This window comes from Methylocella sp. (genome assembly GCF_044226135.1).
In the GTDB taxonomy this organism is placed as follows: domain Bacteria; phylum Pseudomonadota; class Alphaproteobacteria; order Rhizobiales; family Beijerinckiaceae; genus Methylocapsa.
Window position 1 is genome coordinate 1 of record NZ_JBGAHM010000010.1, and the last position, 18,250, is coordinate 18,250.

17 protein-coding genes, 1 pseudogene and 1 riboswitch are annotated in these 18,250 nt (G+C 71.6%); of the genes and pseudogenes, 9 read left to right on the forward strand and 9 right to left on the reverse strand.

The window, feature by feature from the left end; translation table 11 throughout:
• Positions 1-5 precede the first annotated feature (5 nt).
• Complete coding sequence (locus tag ACILRB_RS06645; RefSeq protein ID WP_395665586.1) at positions 6-170, forward strand: hypothetical protein; 165 nt, start codon at positions 6-8, stop codon at positions 168-170.
• A 90-nt stretch (positions 171-260) separates the two neighbouring features.
• On the opposite strand, the gene ACILRB_RS06650 is transcribed toward ACILRB_RS06645, so the two are convergent.
• Genes ACILRB_RS06650 through ACILRB_RS06660 form a run of 3 tightly spaced genes read right to left on the reverse strand, consistent with a single transcriptional unit; the run spans position 261 to position 1,987 of the window.
• Positions 261-929, reverse strand: a complete 669-nt coding sequence (locus ACILRB_RS06650; RefSeq protein WP_395665515.1) for a DsbA family protein — start codon at positions 927-929, stop codon at positions 261-263.
• A 32-nt stretch (positions 930-961) separates the two neighbouring features.
• Complete coding sequence (locus tag ACILRB_RS06655; protein WP_395665516.1) at positions 962-1,516, reverse strand: DUF721 domain-containing protein; 555 nt, start codon at positions 1,514-1,516, stop codon at positions 962-964.
• An 18-nt stretch (positions 1,517-1,534) separates the two neighbouring features.
• Positions 1,535-1,987 (reverse strand): VOC family protein, encoded by a 453-nt coding sequence (locus ACILRB_RS06660; protein ID WP_395665517.1) that lies wholly within the window; start codon positions 1,985-1,987, stop codon positions 1,535-1,537.
• Positions 1,988-2,042: 55 nt separating this feature from the next.
• Between ACILRB_RS06660 and mutY the strand changes: the two genes are divergently transcribed.
• From mutY to ACILRB_RS06675, 3 genes are all read left to right on the forward strand, one after another.
• Positions 2,043-3,164: an A/G-specific adenine glycosylase gene (gene mutY, locus ACILRB_RS06665; protein ID WP_395665518.1), complete on the forward strand. Its 1,122-nt coding sequence runs from the start codon at positions 2,043-2,045 to the stop codon at positions 3,162-3,164.
• A gap of 22 nt (positions 3,165-3,186) precedes the next feature.
• A complete protein-coding gene (locus ACILRB_RS06670; protein ID WP_395665519.1) occupies positions 3,187-3,462 on the forward strand; it encodes an Imm74 family immunity protein in 276 nt (91 codons plus the stop codon).
• A 121-nt stretch (positions 3,463-3,583) separates the two neighbouring features.
• Positions 3,584-3,928, forward strand: a complete 345-nt coding sequence (locus ACILRB_RS06675; RefSeq protein ID WP_395665520.1) for a nuclear transport factor 2 family protein — start codon at positions 3,584-3,586, stop codon at positions 3,926-3,928.
• Positions 3,929-3,965: 37 nt separating this feature from the next.
• On the opposite strand, the gene ACILRB_RS06680 is transcribed toward ACILRB_RS06675, so the two are convergent.
• Entirely contained in the window at positions 3,966-4,214 is a 249-nt protein-coding gene (locus tag ACILRB_RS06680) for a DUF1674 domain-containing protein (protein WP_395665521.1), read from the reverse strand.
• Positions 4,215-4,360: 146 nt separating this feature from the next.
• Between ACILRB_RS06680 and ACILRB_RS06685 the strand changes: the two genes are divergently transcribed.
• The 3 genes from ACILRB_RS06685 (at position 4,361) to ACILRB_RS06695 (ending at position 9,094) form a co-directional block, all read left to right on the forward strand.
• Positions 4,361-5,782 (forward strand): RsmB/NOP family class I SAM-dependent RNA methyltransferase, encoded by a 1,422-nt coding sequence (locus ACILRB_RS06685; RefSeq protein WP_395665522.1) that lies wholly within the window; start codon positions 4,361-4,363, stop codon positions 5,780-5,782.
• A gap of 148 nt (positions 5,783-5,930) precedes the next feature.
• A complete protein-coding gene (locus ACILRB_RS06690; RefSeq protein ID WP_395665523.1) occupies positions 5,931-7,784 on the forward strand; it encodes a heparinase II/III family protein in 1,854 nt (617 codons plus the stop codon).
• A gap of 164 nt (positions 7,785-7,948) precedes the next feature.
• On the forward strand, positions 7,949-9,094 hold the full coding sequence (locus ACILRB_RS06695; RefSeq protein WP_395665524.1) for a DUF2778 domain-containing protein: 1,146 nt from the start codon (positions 7,949-7,951) through the stop codon (positions 9,092-9,094).
• 35 nt (positions 9,095-9,129) lie between these two features.
• Here ACILRB_RS06695 and ACILRB_RS06700 read toward each other — a convergent pair whose 3' ends face one another.
• The 5 genes and pseudogenes from ACILRB_RS06700 to ACILRB_RS06720 all read right to left on the reverse strand — a co-directional run bounded on the left by ACILRB_RS06700 (position 9,130) and on the right by ACILRB_RS06720 (position 12,522).
• The gene (locus ACILRB_RS06700; RefSeq protein WP_395665525.1) at positions 9,130-9,543 is read right to left on the reverse strand and encodes a hypothetical protein; all 414 of its coding nucleotides are present in this window, start codon (positions 9,541-9,543) and stop codon (positions 9,130-9,132) included.
• 203 nt (positions 9,544-9,746) lie between these two features.
• Entirely contained in the window at positions 9,747-10,358 is a 612-nt protein-coding gene (locus tag ACILRB_RS06705; RefSeq protein ID WP_395665526.1) for a thiamine phosphate synthase, read from the reverse strand.
• A gap of 139 nt (positions 10,359-10,497) precedes the next feature.
• Positions 10,498-11,274: pseudogene (locus ACILRB_RS06710) on the reverse strand (thiazole synthase); the annotation flags it as partial.
• Positions 11,271-11,468, reverse strand: a complete 198-nt coding sequence (gene thiS, locus ACILRB_RS06715) for a sulfur carrier protein ThiS (protein WP_395665527.1) — start codon at positions 11,466-11,468, stop codon at positions 11,271-11,273. The gene thiS and the pseudogene ACILRB_RS06710, both read right to left, overlap by 4 nt.
• Positions 11,437-12,522, reverse strand: coding sequence for an FAD-dependent oxidoreductase (locus tag ACILRB_RS06720; RefSeq protein ID WP_395665528.1), 1,086 nt, complete (start codon positions 12,520-12,522; stop codon positions 11,437-11,439). The genes thiS and ACILRB_RS06720 overlap by 32 nt, the downstream gene beginning before the upstream one ends.
• Before the next feature lie 47 nt (positions 12,523-12,569).
• Positions 12,570-12,694, reverse strand: a riboswitch (TPP riboswitch).
• 234 nt (positions 12,695-12,928) lie between these two features.
• Here ACILRB_RS06720 and addB point away from each other — a divergent pair.
• Positions 12,929-16,057, forward strand: coding sequence for a double-strand break repair protein AddB (gene addB / locus ACILRB_RS06725; RefSeq protein WP_395665529.1), 3,129 nt, complete (start codon positions 12,929-12,931; stop codon positions 16,055-16,057).
• On the forward strand, positions 16,057-18,213 hold the full coding sequence (locus tag ACILRB_RS06730) for a UvrD-helicase domain-containing protein (protein ID WP_395665530.1): 2,157 nt from the start codon (positions 16,057-16,059) through the stop codon (positions 18,211-18,213). The genes addB and ACILRB_RS06730 overlap by 1 nt, the downstream gene beginning before the upstream one ends.
• The last annotated feature ends 37 nt before the right edge of the window (positions 18,214-18,250 follow it).

Here is an 18,250-nt window from a genome sequence, read left to right on the forward strand (position 1 = left end):
AGGAGATCGGCAAATGCGAAGCGGAGGCGAAGAAGATCGCCGCCAAGCTCGCCAACGCCGATTTCATCGCGCGCGCCCCCGAGGAGGTGGTCGAGGAGAACCGCGAGCGCCTCGCCGAGGCGCAGGGGCGGGCGGAGCGGCTTTCGGCCGCGCTCGCGCGCCTCGGCTGAGCCTCGCCAAAAAAAAAGGGCGTTTGCGAGACGGCTCGCAAACGCCCGACACGTTCAGAACGTAAGGGCCGGCAGAACGTAAGGGCCGGCTCAGCCCTTGAGCAGCGGCTCGAGCAGCTTGTCGAGCGTTTCGGGCGAAACCTCGCCGCTCTGCTTCTTGCCGTTGATGAAGAAGGTCGGGGTCGCGCTGACGCCGAACTCCTTCGAGGCCTGATCGCGCACCTTCTGCACGTCGTCGAGCAGCTTCTGGTTGTTGAGGCACGCCTCGAACGCTTCGCGGCCCATGCCGGTCTGCTTCAGCACGGCTTCGAGCTTGGTCGCCGGCTGGTCGACGAAGGCCCAGTTCTTCTGCTGCGCGAACAGGAGGTCGATCACCGCGTCGCGCTTGTCGTCGCCTGCGCAGCGGGCCAGCATGAAGGCGGCGGCGGCGAGCGGGTCGAGCGGGAATTCGCGCAGCGTGAAACGCACCTTGCCCGTGTCGATATATTTGCTCTTGAGGACCGGATAGGTCGACTGGTGGAAGGCCGCGCAATGCGAGCAGGTCATCGAGGCGTATTCGACGATCGTGATCGGCGCGTCTTTCGAGCCTTCCCAGACGTCGGGCAGGGCGCCCGGCGCCATCAGCGATTCGGCCGAGACCGTGGCGCCCTGCGCGCGCGCCGGCGCCTGAAGGCCGAAGGCGGCGAGAACGGCGAAGGCCGCGCCGGCGGCGCCAAGCGCGAGGCGGCGGCTGAACAGGGCGGCGAACTCGGTCTTCATGAAAAACTCTCCTGCGGGACGGCGACGCGGCCCTAGCGGCCGTCCTCCCGCGCCTTGCGGCTTAGCACATGGGCGCCGAGGCGCGTCAAGGCGTCGCGCAGCGCTTCGTCGTCGATCGCGCACGCCGCGGCGGCCGCGGCCGTCACGATTTCGGGAGGGGGCGGAGCGGGGCGGGGCGCAGGCGGCGCGCGCCGCTCCAGCGGACCCTGCTTCAGTTGCAGGCGGTCGACGCAGCGCCAGCCGAGATGGGCGTTGACCTTTTCGAGAATGACGCCGGACAGATGCTGCATTTCGAGCGCGAAGCCGCCTTCGACGCGCACGCTCAGCGTGGCCGCGGCGCCGGCGCGCCCGCGCGGCGGCCAGTTGAGCGACAGCGGCTGCGAGACGGCGGCGATCCGCTCGCCGACGATCTCGTCCCAGTAAAGCAGCACGCCGGCCTGCGAAAAGCCGCGGCGCGCCAGCGTCTTGTCCATGGCCGACGCGATCAGGTCGGCGATCGGCCGCGGCCCTCGCCTCCTGAACCCCTGCGTCCTGTTTTCGCGCGCGGCCATGGCTCCATTGTAGCGCGGGCCGCCGGCGAGGGCCATGGGCCGGCGGCGCCGGGCTCAGGGCTCGTGCAGCGCGGCGGCGCGACGCCTGATCTCGTCGAGCGAAACATCCTCGACATGGGTGGCGATCCACCACACGAGGCCGAACGGGTCCTCGAACTTGCCGCCGCGGTCGCCGTAAAACTGCGTCCTGACCGGCTCCCGCGTCCTGAGCCCTTCCCGGCCGGCTCTCGCCGCGAAGGCGTCGACGTCGTCGACGTAAAGATGCAGCATGACCGGCGTGCCGCCATAGGCGCGCGGCGAAAGCGCCTGATGCTCGGGAAATTCGTCGCTCAGCATGATCCGCGCGCCGGCGATCGACAGTTCGGCGTGGCCGACCTTCCCCAGATGCTCGACGCGCATGATCTCCCGCGCCCCGAAGGCGCGCAGATAGAAGTCGATCGCCGCCGCCGCGTCGGCGACGGTGACATAGGGGGTGAGGACGGCGCCCGGCGAGCCTGTCTCGTTCATCGGCTTCCTCCTCGTTTGTCTTTCGGCGCCGCATGAGAGCGGCTAAAGCTGGCGCATGTGTGACGCGCCGGAAAAGCGTCCGGACGGGACGGGCGAGGCCGGGGCCAGGGCTCAGGCGATCGCGCCGGCCGCGCTCGGCTGGTACGACCGCTCCCGCCGCGACCTGCCGTGGCGCGCGCCGCCGGGCGCCTTGGCCGACCCTTACGTCGTCTGGCTCTCCGAGATCATGCTGCAACAGACGACGGTCGCAGCGGTCAGGCCCTATTTCGCGGCCTTTCTGGCGCGCTGGCCGACGGTCGAGGCGCTCGCCGCCGCGCCTGACGCCGAGATTCTCGCGGCATGGGCCGGCCTTGGCTATTATTCGCGGGCGCGCAACCTCATCGCCTGCGCGCGACGCGTCGCGCATGAGCTTGGCGGCCGCTTTCCCGACACGGAGGAGGGGCTGCGCGCCCTGCCGGGGCTCGGGCCCTATACGGCGGCGGCCGTCGCCTCGATCGCCTTCGGGCGGCGCGCCGTGGTCGTCGACGGCAATGTCGAGCGCGTGCTGTCGCGCGTCTTCGCCGTCGCCGCGCCGCTTCCGGCCGCACGGGCCGGGCTGCGCCGGCTCGCCGGGGCGGCGACGCCCGCGACGCGCCCCGGCGACTATGCGCAGGCGATGATGGACCTTGGCGCGACCATCTGCGTCCCACGCCGCCCGGCCTGCGTCGTCTGTCCCCTGTCCGCGCCCTGCGCGGCCCGCGCGGAGGGAGATCCGGCGCGCTATCCGGCCAGGGCCAAAAAGCCGGAGCGGCCGCTGCGGCGCGGCGCGGCCTTCTACGTCACACGGCCGGACGGCGCCGTTCTGCTGCGCCAGCGCCCGCCGAAGGGGCTGCTCGGCGGCATGGCGGAAATCCCGTGCGCCCCCTGGAGCGTCGAATTCGACGAGGCCGAGGCGGCGCGCTTCGCGCCGCTCGACGCGCGCTTCCAAAGGGTCGCGGCCGAGGTCGAGCATGTTTTCACCCATTTCGTCCTACGACTTTCGATATACTGGGCCGAGGTCGAGATGGAGCGGGCGGCGCCGCAGGGCTGCCGCTGGGCCCCGGCGCGGCTCGAGGGAGAGGCTCTGCCGAGCGTGATGCGCAAGGCGATCGCCGCCGCGCGCCGCGAAGCCGCGGCGACTCTCCGCCACACGGCGTAAAATTCCGGCAAGGAGGCGCGAAGTGACAAAAAGCGGACGGCGCGGGGCGGGCCCCCGCATCACCCTGACGGAAGGGGCGGTCAGGGTGACGTGGGGCGAAAAGACCCTCGTCATCGCCTCCGCGCCGCAGCCGCCCGACGCCGAGGAGCCGGCCGACTTCACCATCGACATGGACAGCCTGATCGCCTGGAGCCCGCCGCACGACCACATCGAGATCAGCGTCGACGAACTGCAGACGATCATGCAGGCGATCGAGGCGGAGTTCGACCGTCTGGGGCTTTCGCTCGACTTTGAATGAAGGCGCCGCAACGCCCGGCGGGCCATGACGGGCGGGCCATGACGGGCGGGCCATGACGGGCGCGCCTTGCGCGCGCCGGCGCTTTTCGGCACAAGCGGGCGTCATCTGACAGGGGGGCCTCATGTCGCGCACGCCGAAAGAAATCTTCAAGCATCACGCCGAGACGCTCGTCGCCGGCGACCTCGACGGCATCGTCTCGGACTACGCCGACGACGCCGTGATCATCACGCCGAAGGGCGTTTATCGCGGCAGGGACGGGGTTCGCGCCTGTTTCGTCCAGCTTCTCGCCGACGTGCCGGAGGCCGCCTGGGCGCTGCCGACCGAGACCTATGAAGACGACGTGCTGTTCCTCGAATGGACCGCGCGCGCCAAGGACCGCTATGTCGACGACGGCATCGACACCTTCATCTTCCGCGACGGCCTGATCCGCGTGCAGACGGTGCGCTACACGCTGAAGGCCGTCTGAAGCCGCAGACCGCCCGAAGCCGGACGGCGTCGCCGGCTCAAAAATCGCTGGCGATGCCCTTGACCTCCCAGTCGCCGTAGCGGACCGGCTCCGGCCCGTCGCGGCCGTCGATTTCCTTCGGCGGCGCCTGCCTTTCGGCGTCGCGCCGGCGACGGCGCTCCTCGGCTTCGGCCAGCGCCCGCAGCGCCGCCGGCGGCAGCTCGCGGCGCGGCGGCGCGGCTTCGGCGCTGGCTTCTTCGGCGCCGGCGGCGTCCGCCCCGGCCTGCGCTTCGCTGTGAGGCGTCATCGCTCGCGCCCTGTCTCGTCAAATTCGACCGTGTTCACTGTAAAAGCTTTTGGACGGCGGCGAAACCCGCGCGCATGCGGCGCCGCGACATGCTATAAGCGCGCCGTCTGCTTCGGCCCTTTTGGCCCAACCTGGGAGAGCCGCCGTTGAACGCGCCGCCGCGCCAGCCGGACCGTCCGAACGACCGCAGGGACGGGCGCAAGGGGCCGGGCCGCCGTCCCGCCCAGTCGGCGCAGGCCGCGCGCGAAGAGGCCGAGCGCGCTCCGGGCCTTCCGGCGCGTCTCGCCGCGGCGGCGATCCTCTCTGACGTCGTCGCGAAAGCGCATTCGCTCGACGAATGTTTCTCGCCGCAGGCGGTGCCCTCGCGCCTCGGCGGGCTCGAACCGCGCGACGTGGCGCTCGTGCGCTCCATCGTGACGGCCGCGCTGCGACGCCTCGGCACGATCCGCAAGGCTCTGGCGCAGCGCCTCGAAAAGGGCCTGCCGAAGCCCGTCGCCCATCTCGAATGGACGCTGATCGCCGCCGCGGCGCAGATCCTGTTCCTTGACGTGCCGGACCACGCCGCCGTCGACCTCGCCGTCCGCGCGACGCGGCTCGAAGCCAAGGCCGCGCCCTTCGCCGGCCTCGTCAACGCCGTCCTGCGCAACGTCGCGCGCGGGCGCGACGAGATTCTCGCCGAAAGCGACCCGCTGCGCGACGACACGCCAGGCTGGCTCGCCGCGCGCTGGATCCGCGCCTATGGCGAGGGCGGGGCGCGCGCCATAGCTGCCGCGAACCGCGCCGAGCCGACGCTCGACCTCACCGTCTGGTCCGACGCCGAGGGCTGGGCGCAGAGGCTCGGCGGCTTGGTCCTGCCGACGGGCTCGGTGCGGCTTTTGACCCACGCCCCGGTGAGCGAGCTCGAAGGCTACGCCGAAGGCGCCTGGCAGGTGCAGGACGCCGCCGCGGCCCTGCCGGCGCGCCTGCTCGGCGCGAAGCCCGGCATGCGGATCGCCGATTTCTGCGCCGCGCCCGGCGGCAAGGCCGCCCAGCTCGCCACGCTCGGGACCAGCGTCACGGCGATCGACCGGTCCGCCGAACGGCTGAAGCGCCTCGCCGCCAATTTCGAGCGCCTGAAGCTGTCGGCCGAGATGGTCGTCGCCGACGCCGCGACGCTCAGGGCGCAGGCCTTCGACGCCGTGCTCGTCGACGCGCCCTGCCTGTCGACCGGCACCATCCGCCGCCATCCCGACGTCGCCTGGATCAAGCGGTCGTCCGATCTGCCGAAGCTCGCCGAAATCCAGGCGCGCATGCTCGACCGCGCGGTCGAGCTGACGCGTCCGGGCGGCGCGATCGTCTATTGCACCTGCTCGCTCGAACCGGAGGAAGGGGAGGCGCAGATCGCGGCCCTGCTGCGCCGCAATAGCGAGGTGGCGCGCTCAAGGATCAGCCCCGACGAGATCGGGGGGCTCGCCGACGCGATCACGCCTGAGGGCGAAATGCGCGCGCTGCCGTTTCATCTTCCGGCCGACGACCCCCGCGCGGCCGGGCTTGACGGCTTTTTCGCGGCGCGGTTGATCCGCCGCTGACTTGCAACGTCAGCCTGAGCGGTTAAGAAAGCCGACAGTTTTTCCCTTCAATATCATGTCAACGCCGCGCCGGCCTTCGCCTGACGCGCGCTGGTCGAAGCGCGCCCACGCGACCGGCCGACGCGAGAAGCGGGCCGAAAGCGAGAGCATGGATCTGGGACTGTCCGAAAACGTCCCGTCGGACGGGACGGGCGCGCTTCGGCGAGAGCCGCAGGACTCGAAGGAGAACGGCTCTGTGGCCGGATCGGGACTGAAGGATCGGCTGCATGTCGTCCGGCTTCTGTTCGTGCGGGGCGCGGCGCTGTCCTGGCGGCGCGCGCTGTCTCCGTTCCGGGCGCTGTCCTCGCTGCGGCAGCGCCCGCCCGAGCGGCTGCTGATCGCGCCGCAGGACATCCGCACCAGCGACCCGACGCTCGCCGCCGACATTTACGCGGGCTATTTCGCCTTCGCCGGCAAGATCGTGAACGCGCATGGCCGTTCGCCCTTCGAGATCGAGCCGCAGTCCGAGGCCTGGGCCGCGGCTCTGTCAAGCTTCAGCTGGCTGCGCCATCTGCGCGCCGCCGACACGGCGATCTCGAAGGCCAACGCGCGGGCCCTCGTCGAGGATTTTCTTCAGATCTACGGCCGGCCAGGCCAAAATCCCGCCTGGGAGCCGCGCGTCGCCGCGCGCCGGCTGCTCGCCTTTTTATCGCAGTCGCCGATCATCCTGCACGGGGCCGACCGCGCCTTCTACAAACGGTTCATGAAGGGCGTCGGCCGCACCCAGCAGTTTCTGGAGCGCCGGCTCGCGGAGGGGCTCGCCGGCGAGGACCGGCTGTTCGCCGCGCTCGCCCTGACCGAACTCAGCCTCTGCGCCGAAGGGACCGGCAAGCTGCCGCAGCGCGCCGGCAAGCTGCTGGTCGAGGAGCTGCAACGCCAGATCCTGCCCGACGGCGGCCACCTCAGCCGCAACCCGCAGATCCTGATCGACCTCCTGCTCGACCTTCTGCCGCTGCGCCAGGCCTATGCGGCGCGCGGCGCGCAGCCGCCGTCCCAGCTTCTCAACGCCATCGACCGCATGATGCCCATGCTGCGGCTGTTCCGGCATGGCGACGGCGCGCTCGCCCTGTTCAACGGAATGGGCGTGACGCCGCCCGAGCAGCTCGCGACCGTCCTCGCCTATGACGACAGCCGCGCCCGCCCCCTCGCCAACGCGCCGCATTCGGGCTACCAGCGGCTCGAGACCCATGGGGAGGCGCAGGGGAGCTGGCAGGGGAGCGGGCAGGGGCGCGCAGAGGGGCGCGGGGCGCGGCCGGCGATCCTCGTCGCCGACGCCGGCAGGCCGCCGCCGCCGGCGTTTTCGACCAAAGCCCACGCCGGCTGCGGCTCGTTCGAGTTTTCGGTCGGGGCGCAGCGGCTCGTCCTCAACTGCGGCGCGCCCGACGCGAGCCGGACCGCGGCGCGCGAGGCGGCGCGCATGACCGCCGCGCATTCGACGCTCGTCGTCGACGACACCTCGTCCTGCCGCTTCGCCTTTCATCTCGGCGCCCGCAAATGGCTCGGCGACGCCATCGTGGCCGGCCCGACCGAAGCGCTCGTCGAACGGCGCGACGAGGCGGCGGGCTCGACCCTCGCCATCCAGCATGACGGCTACGCCGCGCGATTCGGGCTCGTGCACCAGCGCCGTTTCACGCTCCACAGCGACGGGCGCTGGCTCGACGGCGCGGACCGGCTGCGCGCCGCGACGCCCGGCGTGGCCATGGAGCAGCGGCCGTTCGCGCTGCGCTTCCACATCCATCCCAACGTGCGGCTGAAGCGCGTGCGCGACGGCCATGCGGCGCTTCTCGTCCTGCCCGACGGCGAGCGCTGGCTGTTCGAGACGCCGTGGATCGCCGACATCGAGGAAAGCATCTTCTTCGCCGCGCCGGACGGCCCGCGCGCCTGCGCCCAGATCGTCATCGAGGGCGAGACGCGCGACGGGCTCGAGATCGCCTGGAGCTTCCGGCGGCTCGACGAAGCGTGATCTCTGCGGCCTAAATGTCGCAGGCAAGCCGAATAAAACAATTCGCGCCGCTTCAATCGGCCGTTAACCAAAAATCGCCTCAATGGACCCGCAAGCAGGCAGCGAAGCCCGCGCCTGACGGCGCCGATCGACGCTTCACGCCGCAGGGATCTGGGAACGCGACGATGACCGATTTCAGCCAGCCGTTCGCTTTCGCGCCATATGAGGCGCCGCGCCGCCGGCCAAGACGCGCGCTGCGCCGCGCCGCCGGGCGCGTGCTGCCGGGCGCGGGGATCCTGGCGCTGACGCTGTTCATGGGCGCGCTCTACGTACAGCCGCCGCTGCCCTCGTTCACGGCGCTTTTCGCGCGCGTTTCGGGCGCCGACACGCCGGCGCGGACCGTGGCGCCCGTCGCGCAGGCCGAAGCCGCGGCTCAGCCCGCCGAAGACCCGGCGCAGGCCTATGGCGCCCTGGTCGATCCCCGCAAATTCGCGCTCAGCGTCACGAAAGACACGCCGCCCGTCGTCGCTTCGCTTCAGGCCCGGCTGGAGCCGGCGGCCCCCGCCGAGGAAACCGAGCTCGTCGATCCGCCGTTCCCGCCGCCCTCGCCCCTGCGTCTCGCCGAAACTCCCGACGAGGGCGCGGACGCGCCGCTGCCGGCGCCGCGCCCGCGCGAGCTGGCGGCGCTTCCAAAGACCGAGGCCGCGCCCGCGCCCGTCGTCCCGGCGCCGTCCCGCCGCATGGCGCGGCAGGAGTCGCGTCCGGCGCTCGCCCCCGGCGCCCCGATCGATTCGAGTTCGATCTTCGACAAGCTGTTCGCCGGGCTCAAGTCCTTCGGCCAGCAGCAGCAGCAGCGCGGCCAGGCGCTCGCCTACGCCGCGCCCGACGGCGGCGTCATGAACGACGCGGCGCGGCTCTCGCCGCGCATCCCGTCCGCCGTCACGCCGGGCGTGGACCGCCAGACCGCCGTCTACGACATCAGCGCGCGCACGGTCTACATGCCGGACGGCACGCGGCTCGAGGCCCATTCCGGCCTCGGCGACAAGATGGACGATCCGCGCCATGTGCATGTGTCGATGCGCGGCCCGACGCCGCCCGACGTCTATGAGCTGTCGCTGCGCGAGCAGCTGTTCCACGGCGTGCAGGCGCTGCGGCTGACCCCGATCGGCGGCGGACGCCAATATGGGCGCAACGGCTTTCTCGCCCACACCTATATGCTCGGGCCGAGCGGCGCCTCGAACGGCTGCGTGTCGTTCCGCAATTACGCCGCCTTCCTGCGCGCCTTCCAGATGGGGCAGATCAGGCGCCTGATCGTCGTCTCGAGGCTCTGACGCCGCGGCGCACGGATTTTCTGCGGCGGCCCGGTTTAAAGCTGCTCGGCCGCGGCCTTCGCCTTTCGGATCAGCTCGTCGGCGCTTGCGAGCCTGTCTTTCTTGGGGTCATGCGTCAGCGCCCCGAAATCGCGGGCGAGCGCGGCGCAGACGGCCATCGCGCAGGCTTCTTCGCGCGGATCGCCGCCCCAGCGCAGCAGCACGGCGGCGTCGCGCGCGCCGATCTCCTCCCTGACCGAAGCCGGCGGCTCGGCGGGGGCGTCCTCGAAGCGGATGTCGAAGCCCGCGTCCTCGCCGTCGAAGGTGCAGGGCAGGTAGCTGACCGATTTGAACGGCGCATAGGCCTCGTCGAGCACGATCTTGAGCTTCAGCGCGTCGAGCGCTTTCTGCAGGCTCGCGCGGTCGGGAACGCGGGAACGTTCGAGATAGGCGGTGAGCGCGCGCGCCATTCTGGCCTCCTTGGCGTCAGGGTTCGGGCGAACGGGTCGAAAGCCCGCCTTTAGCGCGCATTCGGACGTCATCAGTCGCGAACGCGCTGTAACATTTTGTTTTTTCACATGTTCTTAACGTAAAAGTCTGCAACTTCCACTAAAAATGCTCTTAGCGCGAACGGCGCCGTCGCGCCAGACGTCTTCGCGCCGCAGCGGCGCGCTCAGGCGTCGCGACGAAACGCGGCCGCCATCGCCGCCCAGCCGCGCGCCCGCGCCTCCGGGTCGGCGTCGAGCGTGACGTCGGTCACCACGGCCACGCTGTCGGCGCCGGCGGCGAGCACGCCCGGCGCACGCTCCAGCGTGATTCCGCCGATCGCGACGAGCGGAATGTCGCCGATCCGGCGCTTCCACTCGCCGACGCGCTCAAGCCCTTGCGGGCCGAAGCGCATGGCCTTGAGCCGCGTCGGATAGATCGGGCCGAGCGCCACATAGTCCGGCCGGCACGCGAGCGCGCGCGCGAGTTCGGCCTCGTCATGGGTCGACACGCCAAGCCGCAGTCCGGCGCGCCGGATCGCCGGAAGGTCGGCGTCGTCGAGGTCTTCCTGGCCGAGATGGACGAAATCGCAGCCGCAGTCGATGGCGAGCCGCCAGTAGTCGTTGACGACGAGCTGCGCCCCGTAAGCTTCGCACAAGGCCTTGCTGGTCACGATCTCCTGACGCAGGCGCTCGTCGTCGGCGTCCTTGACGCGCAACTGCGTCAGCCGCGCGCCGCAGGGCAGCAGCCGCGCGATCCAGTCGGAGCTGTCGGCGATGGGGTAGAAACGCTCAAGCACGGGTCATGTCCGCGGGCGCGGAGGCCGGCGCGTCTTCGACCGAAGGCGAGGGCCGTTCGCCGCCGGACCGGGCGTCCGAAGCATGGCCCTGGCGCTCAGCCTGGCGCAGATCTTGGCGCGAAACCGCCGGCGCGTCGGAAAAGGCGCGGCCGAGCGTCGGGGTCGAGGGGCAGGCCATGTCGCGCGGCTCCATCGGATCGGCGAGGCGGCCGACGCGTCCGGCCTCGACCGCGAGCGCGAAGGCGCGGGCCATGGCCGCCGGATCGCCCGCCCTGGCGACCGCCGTGTTGAGCAGAACGCCGTCATAGCCAAGCTCCATGGCGGCGGCGGCATGGGAGGGCGCGCCGAGCCCGGCGTCGACGATGAGCGGAACGTCCGGGAAATGCGCCCGCAGCGCGCGCAGGCCATAGACGTTGTTGAGCCCGCGGCCGCTGCCGATCGGAGCGCCCCAGGGCATCAGCACCTCGCAGCCGGCCGACAACAGCCGTTCGGCCGCGACGAGGTCCTCGGTGGTGTAGGGGAATACTTCAAAGCCGTCGCGGCGCAGGATGCGCGCCGCCTCGACGAGGCCGAAGAGGTCGGGCTGGAGCGTGTCGTCGTCGCCGATCACCTCGAGCTTGATCCAGGGCGTGTCGAAAATTTCGCGCGCCATCTCGGCCGTCGTCACCGCCTCCTTGACGCTTCTGCAGCCGGCGGTGTTGGGCAGGACGCGCAGGCCGAGGCCGCGGATCAGAGCCCAGAAGTTTTCGCCCGCGCGGCTCGCGCCGGATTCGCGCCTGAGCGAGACGGTCACGATCTCGGGCCGCGCCGCCTCGACGGCTGCGGCGAGGACGGCGGGGGAGGGGTATTGCGCCGTGCCGAGCAGCAGGCGCGACGACAGGGAGACGCCATAAAGGCGGAGCGGGTCGTCGATCATCCGCCCTGCCTCGGGCTGACGATTTCGACCGCGTCGCCGTCCTTGAGCTCGGCGCCGGCGCGGGCGTCGCGCCGCACGAAATCGCGATTGAGCGCGGTCGCGACATGACGTTCGTCATAGTCGAGTTCGGCGAGGAGCTCGGCGAGCGTCCTCGCCCGCGCCTCAAGCGTCTTGCCGTTCACTTCGATGCGCATGGCCGTCTCGGATCTGGTCGTCGTCTCGAGGTTCGCCGCGGGGGGTCGCGCGCAGCGCGGCTTCGGGGTCGGCGCCGCGCAGCGCGACGTCGACGGCGCGGCGCGCCACCGCCGGGGCGAGCAGGAAGCCGTGCCTGTAGAGCCCGTTGAGGACGATTCTTCGACCCTCGACCCTGACGCGCGGCAGATTGTCGAAAAAGGCCGGCCTGACGCCCGCGCCGGTCTCGACGATTTCGGCCTCGCCGAAGGCCGGATGCGCCGTATAGGCCGCGCCGAGAAGCTCCAGCATGGCGCGCGCCGTGACGCGCCCGGCCTCCTCGTTCTCGATCATCGTCGCGCCGATCATGAAGCGCCCGTCGCCGCGCGGCACGATATAGACCGGATGCCGCGGATGGATCATGCGGATCGGGCGCGACAGCGAGACGTCGCGCGTCTGCAGGACGAGCATCTCGCCCTTGACGCCGCGCAGCCCTTCAACCTCGCGGCGCGCGTCAAAACCGCGGCAGTCGATCGTCCAGTCGACGTCGTCGTCAGCGACCGGCGCGGCCCCGGCGCCATAGCGCAGCCGGACATTGGGAGAAGCTTCGAGGCGCGCGGCCAGGGCCCTGATCGCGGCGCGCGGGTCGAGATGGGCCTCGTGCGGGAAAAACAGGGCGTCGTCGAAGCGGCCCGCGAGATCGGGCTCGAGCTCGGCGACGCGCGCGCCGTCGACGCGCTCGAAGCCGCTCGTGCGCCGCGCGAAACGCGCAAGCTCCGGCCGGTCGCGGGCGGGCGCGACGACGAGCGAGCCGCGCCGCAGCGCGACGGGGACGGTTTCGGTCCAGAAGGCGAGCGCCTCGAACCCAAGCTCGACGACGACGGGCTCGGCGCTCTCGGCCTCGCACCAGGGCGCGATCATCCCGCCCGCGAGGAAGCTGCATCCGAGCCCTGGCCCGTCGCGGCGCTCGACGACCTCGACCTCGGCGCCCGCCTCGGAGAAGGCGAGGGCGGCGCAAAGGCCGAGCACGCCCGCGCCGATCACGCGCACGCGCGGCGCCGCGCGCCCGGGGCTCATGGCCGCATCCTTCCGGACGGCCGAGGGCGGGGATTGAATGGGGAGAAGGTCATGAGGGCGGCCATTCCTACGCCAGCGCGAACTGGATCAGGTTCGAAGGGTCGCCGGGCCGCCGCGAATCGCGACGCCGCCGGCCTCTCAGCCCCCTGGCGGGGATCCCCTAGGCAGGCTTCATAGGTAGGCGCGCCGGCCGCGACCGTCAAGCGAGGCGGGCGCGCCGCATGGCCAAGCCAAGCTTTCGCGTTCGCGCAAGCGCCCTTCGAAAATTGGCCAAGCTTTCGCGTTCGCGCAAGCGTCTGTGGAAAAGCGGCGGGCCTCGGGTAGGATGGTCCGGCGCGGGGGCGCATGATCAGCGCGCCCGCAAGGACGGATCGAGGCTCCCGGATCGGGGCTCACGGGTCGAGGTTTGGCGAAAAACGTCTTTTCCATCGCGCCCGGCGCGCCCTTCCTGAAGACCTTCGCGCGGAGCTTTCTCGAGGGCCGCGTCGTCGCGGGGTTTTCGGCCGCGCTCGGGCCGCTCGCCCTCGCCGACGCCACGATCTACACGCCGACGCGCCGCGCCGCCCGCGCGCTCGCCGACGAGTTCAGCCGCCTTCAGCCCGGGCGCGCGACTCTGCTGCCGCGCATCCTGCCGCTCGCGGCGCTCGAGGAGACCGAGACCGAATTGATGTTTGAGGCCGGCGCCCCGTTCGACGAGGGCGAGGGGGCGGACATCTTCGCGCCGCCGCCGGCCGTCGGCGCGCTCGACCGGCGCATGCGGCTCGCGGAGCTGATCCTCGCCTGGGCGCGCGCGCTGCGCGGCGCCATTGTGAAAATCGGCGCGGACGGGGCGAAAATCTGCGACGACAGCGAGCCGCCCCTCGTCGCGACCTCGGCCGTCGACGCCTTCGCGCTGTCTGGCGACCTCGCGCGGCTCATCGACGAGCTTGCGATCGAGGACGTCGAATGGCGCAGCCTCAATCCGCTCGCCGCGGGCTTCGACGACTACTGGCGCATCACGCTCGACTTCCTGAACATCGCGATCGAGCGCTGGCCGCAGATTCTGGCCGAGCGCGGCCTCGCCGACCGGGCGAGCCGGCAGCTCGCGCTGATCGAGGCGCAGGCGCGCCGTCTTGGCGGCGAAGGCGGCGCGCCGGTGGTGGCCATCGGCGTCAACGGCACGAGCCGCGCGGCGGCGCGGCTGCTCGACGCCGTCGCCCGCGCCCCGCGCGGCGCCGTGGTGCTGCCTGGCCTCGACTTCGACCTCGACGAACCCGCCTTCGCCCAGGTCCTGCGCGCGAGGGAAGGACATGAAGCGGCCTTCACGCATCCGCAGGCGGCGCTTGCGCGGCTTCTCGAGGCGCTGAAGATCTCGCGCGCCGACGTCGTCGAGCTTGGCGCGCCGGAGCGCGCGCTGAAGGCCCGCGCGCGCTTCGTGTCGCAGGCGCTCGCGCCGGCCGAGACGACCGAAGGCTGGTTCGCCTGGCGCGAGGCGGAAGGGGCCGGCGCCCTCGAGGCGGCGCTCGAAGGCGTGAGCCTGATCGAGACCGCCGACGAGCGCGAGGAGGCGCTGGCGCTCGCCATCGCCATGCGCGAGGTTCTGGAGCGCCCCGAGGCCACGGCGGCGCTGGTCACGCCCGACCGCGAGCTGGCGCGGCGCGTCGGCGCCGAGCTTGCGCGCTGGGGCGTGAACGTCGACGATTCGGGCGGGGCGCCGCTTGGCGCGTCCGAAGCCGGGCTGCTCGCGCGCCACGCCGCCGCCTGCGCCGCGGCCGCCATGAGCGCGCCGAGCGTCGCGGCGCTGCTCGCGCATCGGCGCGTCTCGCTCGGCCTTGGCGAGGAGGAGGCGCGACGGCGCGTCCCGCTGCTCGAAATCGGCGTTTTGCGTTCGCCGGGCGGGGCGCTGCTGCGCGACCCCGAGGCGGCGCTGCGCGCGGCGGCCGGGGCGGCGGGCGATCGCCATGCGCATCCGGCGCAGGCGCGGCTGTTTCCCCAGGAGCAGGCGGCGCTGCAGGATCTGCTCGAACGTCTCGCGGCCGCGCTCGCGCCGATGCTGGCGCTTGACGGCGAGCATGACCTTTCGGTCTGGGCCGACGCGCATGAGGCGACGCTCGACGCCTTGCGCGCGCCGCAGGAGGCGCTCGCCGACGACGAGGCCGCGCTCGCCGCCCTGTTCGACGAATTGCGCCTTTCGGCCCGCCCGGCCATGGCTTTCGACGCGGAAAGCTATCTGCGCTTCTTCGCCTCGATCGCCGGCGAGGCGCGTTTTGCGGGCGACGGCCGGGTCCATCCGCGGGTCAAGATTCTGGGCCTCATCGAGGCGCGGCTGATGGACGCCGACCTCATCCTGCTCGGCGGGCTCGACGAAGCCGTCTGGCCGCCGCAGGCGCAGATGGACTGTTTCCTCAACCGGCCGATGCGGGCGGCGCTCGGCCTGACGCCGCCCGAGCGCAGGCTCGGCCAGGCGGCGCATGACTTCACGCAGGCCATGGGGCGCGCCACGGTCGTGCTGAGCCGCGCGCGCAAGCGCGGCGGGGCCCCGACCGTCGCCTCGCGCTTCGTGCAGAGGCTCGCCGCGCTCGCCGGGCCGCAGTGGGAGGAATGCGCCCGGCGCGGACAGCGCTTTGTGGATTATGCGCGCCTCGTCGACCGCGCCGGCGACGAGCCCGCGCCGCCGCGCCGGCCGCAGCCAAGGCCGCCGGTCGAACTGCGCCCGACCTCTCTCAGCGTCACCCGCGTCGAGACGCTGCGGCGCGACCCTTACGCCGTCTACGCCGAGAAAATCCTGCGCCTTCTCCCGCTGCCGGGCCTTGACGAGGATTTCGGGCCGGCCGAGACGGGCGGCGCGATCCACGCCGCCGTCGAGCGTTTTTCAAGGACCGTCGGCGCCGGGCCGACGCCGCCGGACGCGCGCGCGCTGTTTCGCCGGTTTCTGGAGGAGGAGCTTCATGCGCAGATCGAAGACGCCGATTTTGCCGCCTTCGCCCTGCCGCGCCTTGACCGCATGATCGATTTCTATGTGAGTTTCGAGGCGCGCCGGCGGTCCGGGACGGCGCCGCTCGCGAGGCTCGAGATCGAGGCCTCCGCCTCCCATGAACTGACGCTCGCCGACGCGTCGACGTTCCGCCTGACGGCGCGCGCCGACCGCATCGAGCGCCGCGCCGACGGGAGCGTCGCCGTCATCGACTTCAAGGCCGGGAGCGTGCCCGGCAGGAGCGAGGTCGAGGTGGGTTTCGCGCCGCAGCTCACGCTTGAGGCGGCCATGGCCCGGCGCGGCGCCTTCGGCTTTTCCTGCGACGGAGACGTCGAGGGGCTTTACGTCAAGCTCGGCGGCGCGCAGGGCGGGAAGGAGCTCGCGCTGACGTTCAAGTCGAAAACCTTCGGCGACCTCGCCGAAGACCATTATGAGCATCTTTTGGGGCTGCTCGCGCAGTTCCGCGACCCGCAGACGCCCTATCCGCCGCGGCCCTTTCCGAAATTCGCCGCCGCCCATAATCCTTACGACCATCTCGCGCGGGTGCGCGAATGGGCCGCGGGCGGCGAGGAGGAGGGCTGATGGGCTTCTTCAAGATTCCCGATCAGACTCTCAAGAAACAGCGCGACGCGGCCGACCCTGCGGCCTCGGTGTGGGTTTCGGCCAACGCCGGCTCGGGCAAGACCCATGTGCTGACGCAGCGCGTCATGCGGCTTCTGCTGCAGGGCACGCAGCCTTCGCGCATTTTGTGCCTGACCTTCACCAAGGCCGCGGCGGCGAACATGTCGGCGCGCGTGTTCCGGCTGCTCGCCGAGTGGACCCGGCTCGACGACGACGCCCTGCGTCGCTCGATCGAGGCGACCGGCGCGAAGGCCCCCGGGCGCGAAGACCTCGCAGAGGCGCGCCGCCTGTTCGCCCGCACGGTCGAGACGCCGGGCGGCCTGAAGATCCAGACCATTCACGCCTTCTGCGAAAGGCTGCTGCATCTCTTCCCCTTCGAGGCGAACGCGCCCGCGCGTTTCGAGGTCGCCGACGACGAGCGTCGCGACGAGCTTCTGGCGCGGGCGCGGCGCGAGGCGCTTGAGCGCGCGCGGACCGACGAAGCGTTCGGGGCGCTCGTCGACCGCGTGGCGCAGGATTGCTCCGGCGCGGATTTCGACCGTGTGCTGCGCGAGGCTCTGGCCATGCGCGCCCAGCTGCGCGAGGACTGGCCGGGCGGGCGCGAGGACGTGTTGCGCAAGGCGCTGAAGCTGCCCGCGGAGCGTGACGCGGCCACGATTTTCGCCGAAATGGCCGAGGGCGGGATCGCGCCGGGGCGCTGGCCGGAGATCGCCGCCTTTCTGGCGACCGGCAAGGCGAAGGATTCCGCAAAGGCGGAGAAATTGCGAAGCGCGATCGCCGCCCGCGCGCAGGGCGATCTCGACGCGGGCTTCGCGCATTACCGGGGCCTGTTCTTCAACGCGTCGGACGACGCCCCGGCCAAGGACCTCCTGTTCAAGCCGCTGAAGGACCAGCGTCCGGAGCTGCTTGAAGAATTTCGCGCCGAGCAGGCGCGTCTCGTCCGCCTCGACGCCGAGCTGCGCGCCGCCGAAACGCTGTCGCGCTCGCAGGCGCTCGCCGGCGTCGTCGACGCGATCTTCGCGCGCTATCTGCGGCTCAAGGCGGAGCGGGCGATCCTCGATTTTGACGATCTCGTCGACCGCACGCTGACGCTGCTGACGCGCTCGGCGCCAAGCTGGGTGCTCTACAAGCTCGACGCCGGAGTCGACCATATTCTGGTCGACGAGGCGCAGGACACGAGCGACGCGCAATGGCGCATCCTGACGAGCCTCATGGGCGAATTCGCCGTCGGCCGCGGCGCCAACGAGGCGGCCCGCACTTTTTTCGCGGTGGGCGACGAGAAGCAGTCGATCTTCTCCTTTCAGGGCGCGGCGCCGCACATGTTCCACGAGATGCGCCGCGCCTTCGAGACCAAGTTCGCGCGCGGCCGCGAAACCTTCCGGCATGTGACGCTGACCCATTCCTTCCGCTCCGCTTCGGGCGTGCTTTCGGCGGTCGACGGCGTCTTCGCCGAACAGGGCTTCCGGCGCGGCCTCGTCGCCGAAAACGAAGTCTGGATGGGCCATGAGCCGATCAAGACGCGCCTGCCGGCCCTGGTCGAGATCTGGCCGCTCGTCGGCCCGGGCGAGACGAAGGAGCGCCGCGACTGGCGCCTGCCGCTCGACCTGCTCGACGAGATGGACCCGTCGAGCCGCGTCGCCGAGCGCGTCGCCGAACAGGTCGCGCGCCTTGTCAGGCCCGGCTCGACGGAGCGCGTGCATGACGACGCGACCGGCGCGCCGCGCCCGGCGCGGCCGGGCGACGTGCTCATTCTGGCGCGCCGGCGCGGCGTGTTCTTCGAGGCGGTGATCCGGGCCCTGAAGCGCAAGGGGGTTCCCGTCGCGGGCGCCGACCGCCTGCGGCTCGGCGAGCATATCGCCGCGCAGGACCTCGTGGCGGCGGGCCGCGCGGCGCTCCTGCCGCAGGACGATCTGTCGCTCGCCTGCGCGCTGAAGTCGCCGCTCGTCGGGCTCGACGACGACGATTTACCATCGCGCTCGCGCCGCGGCGCGCGGGCGGGCTCTATGACGCGCTCGCGGCCTCGAACGACCCGCGCCATGTCCGCGCGCGCGAACGCATTGACGCGTGGCGCGCGCGGGCGGCGCTGCGCCCGTTCGATTTTTATGCGCGGCTGCTGAGCGAGGACGGCGGACGCCGCGGCGCTCGAAGCGCGGC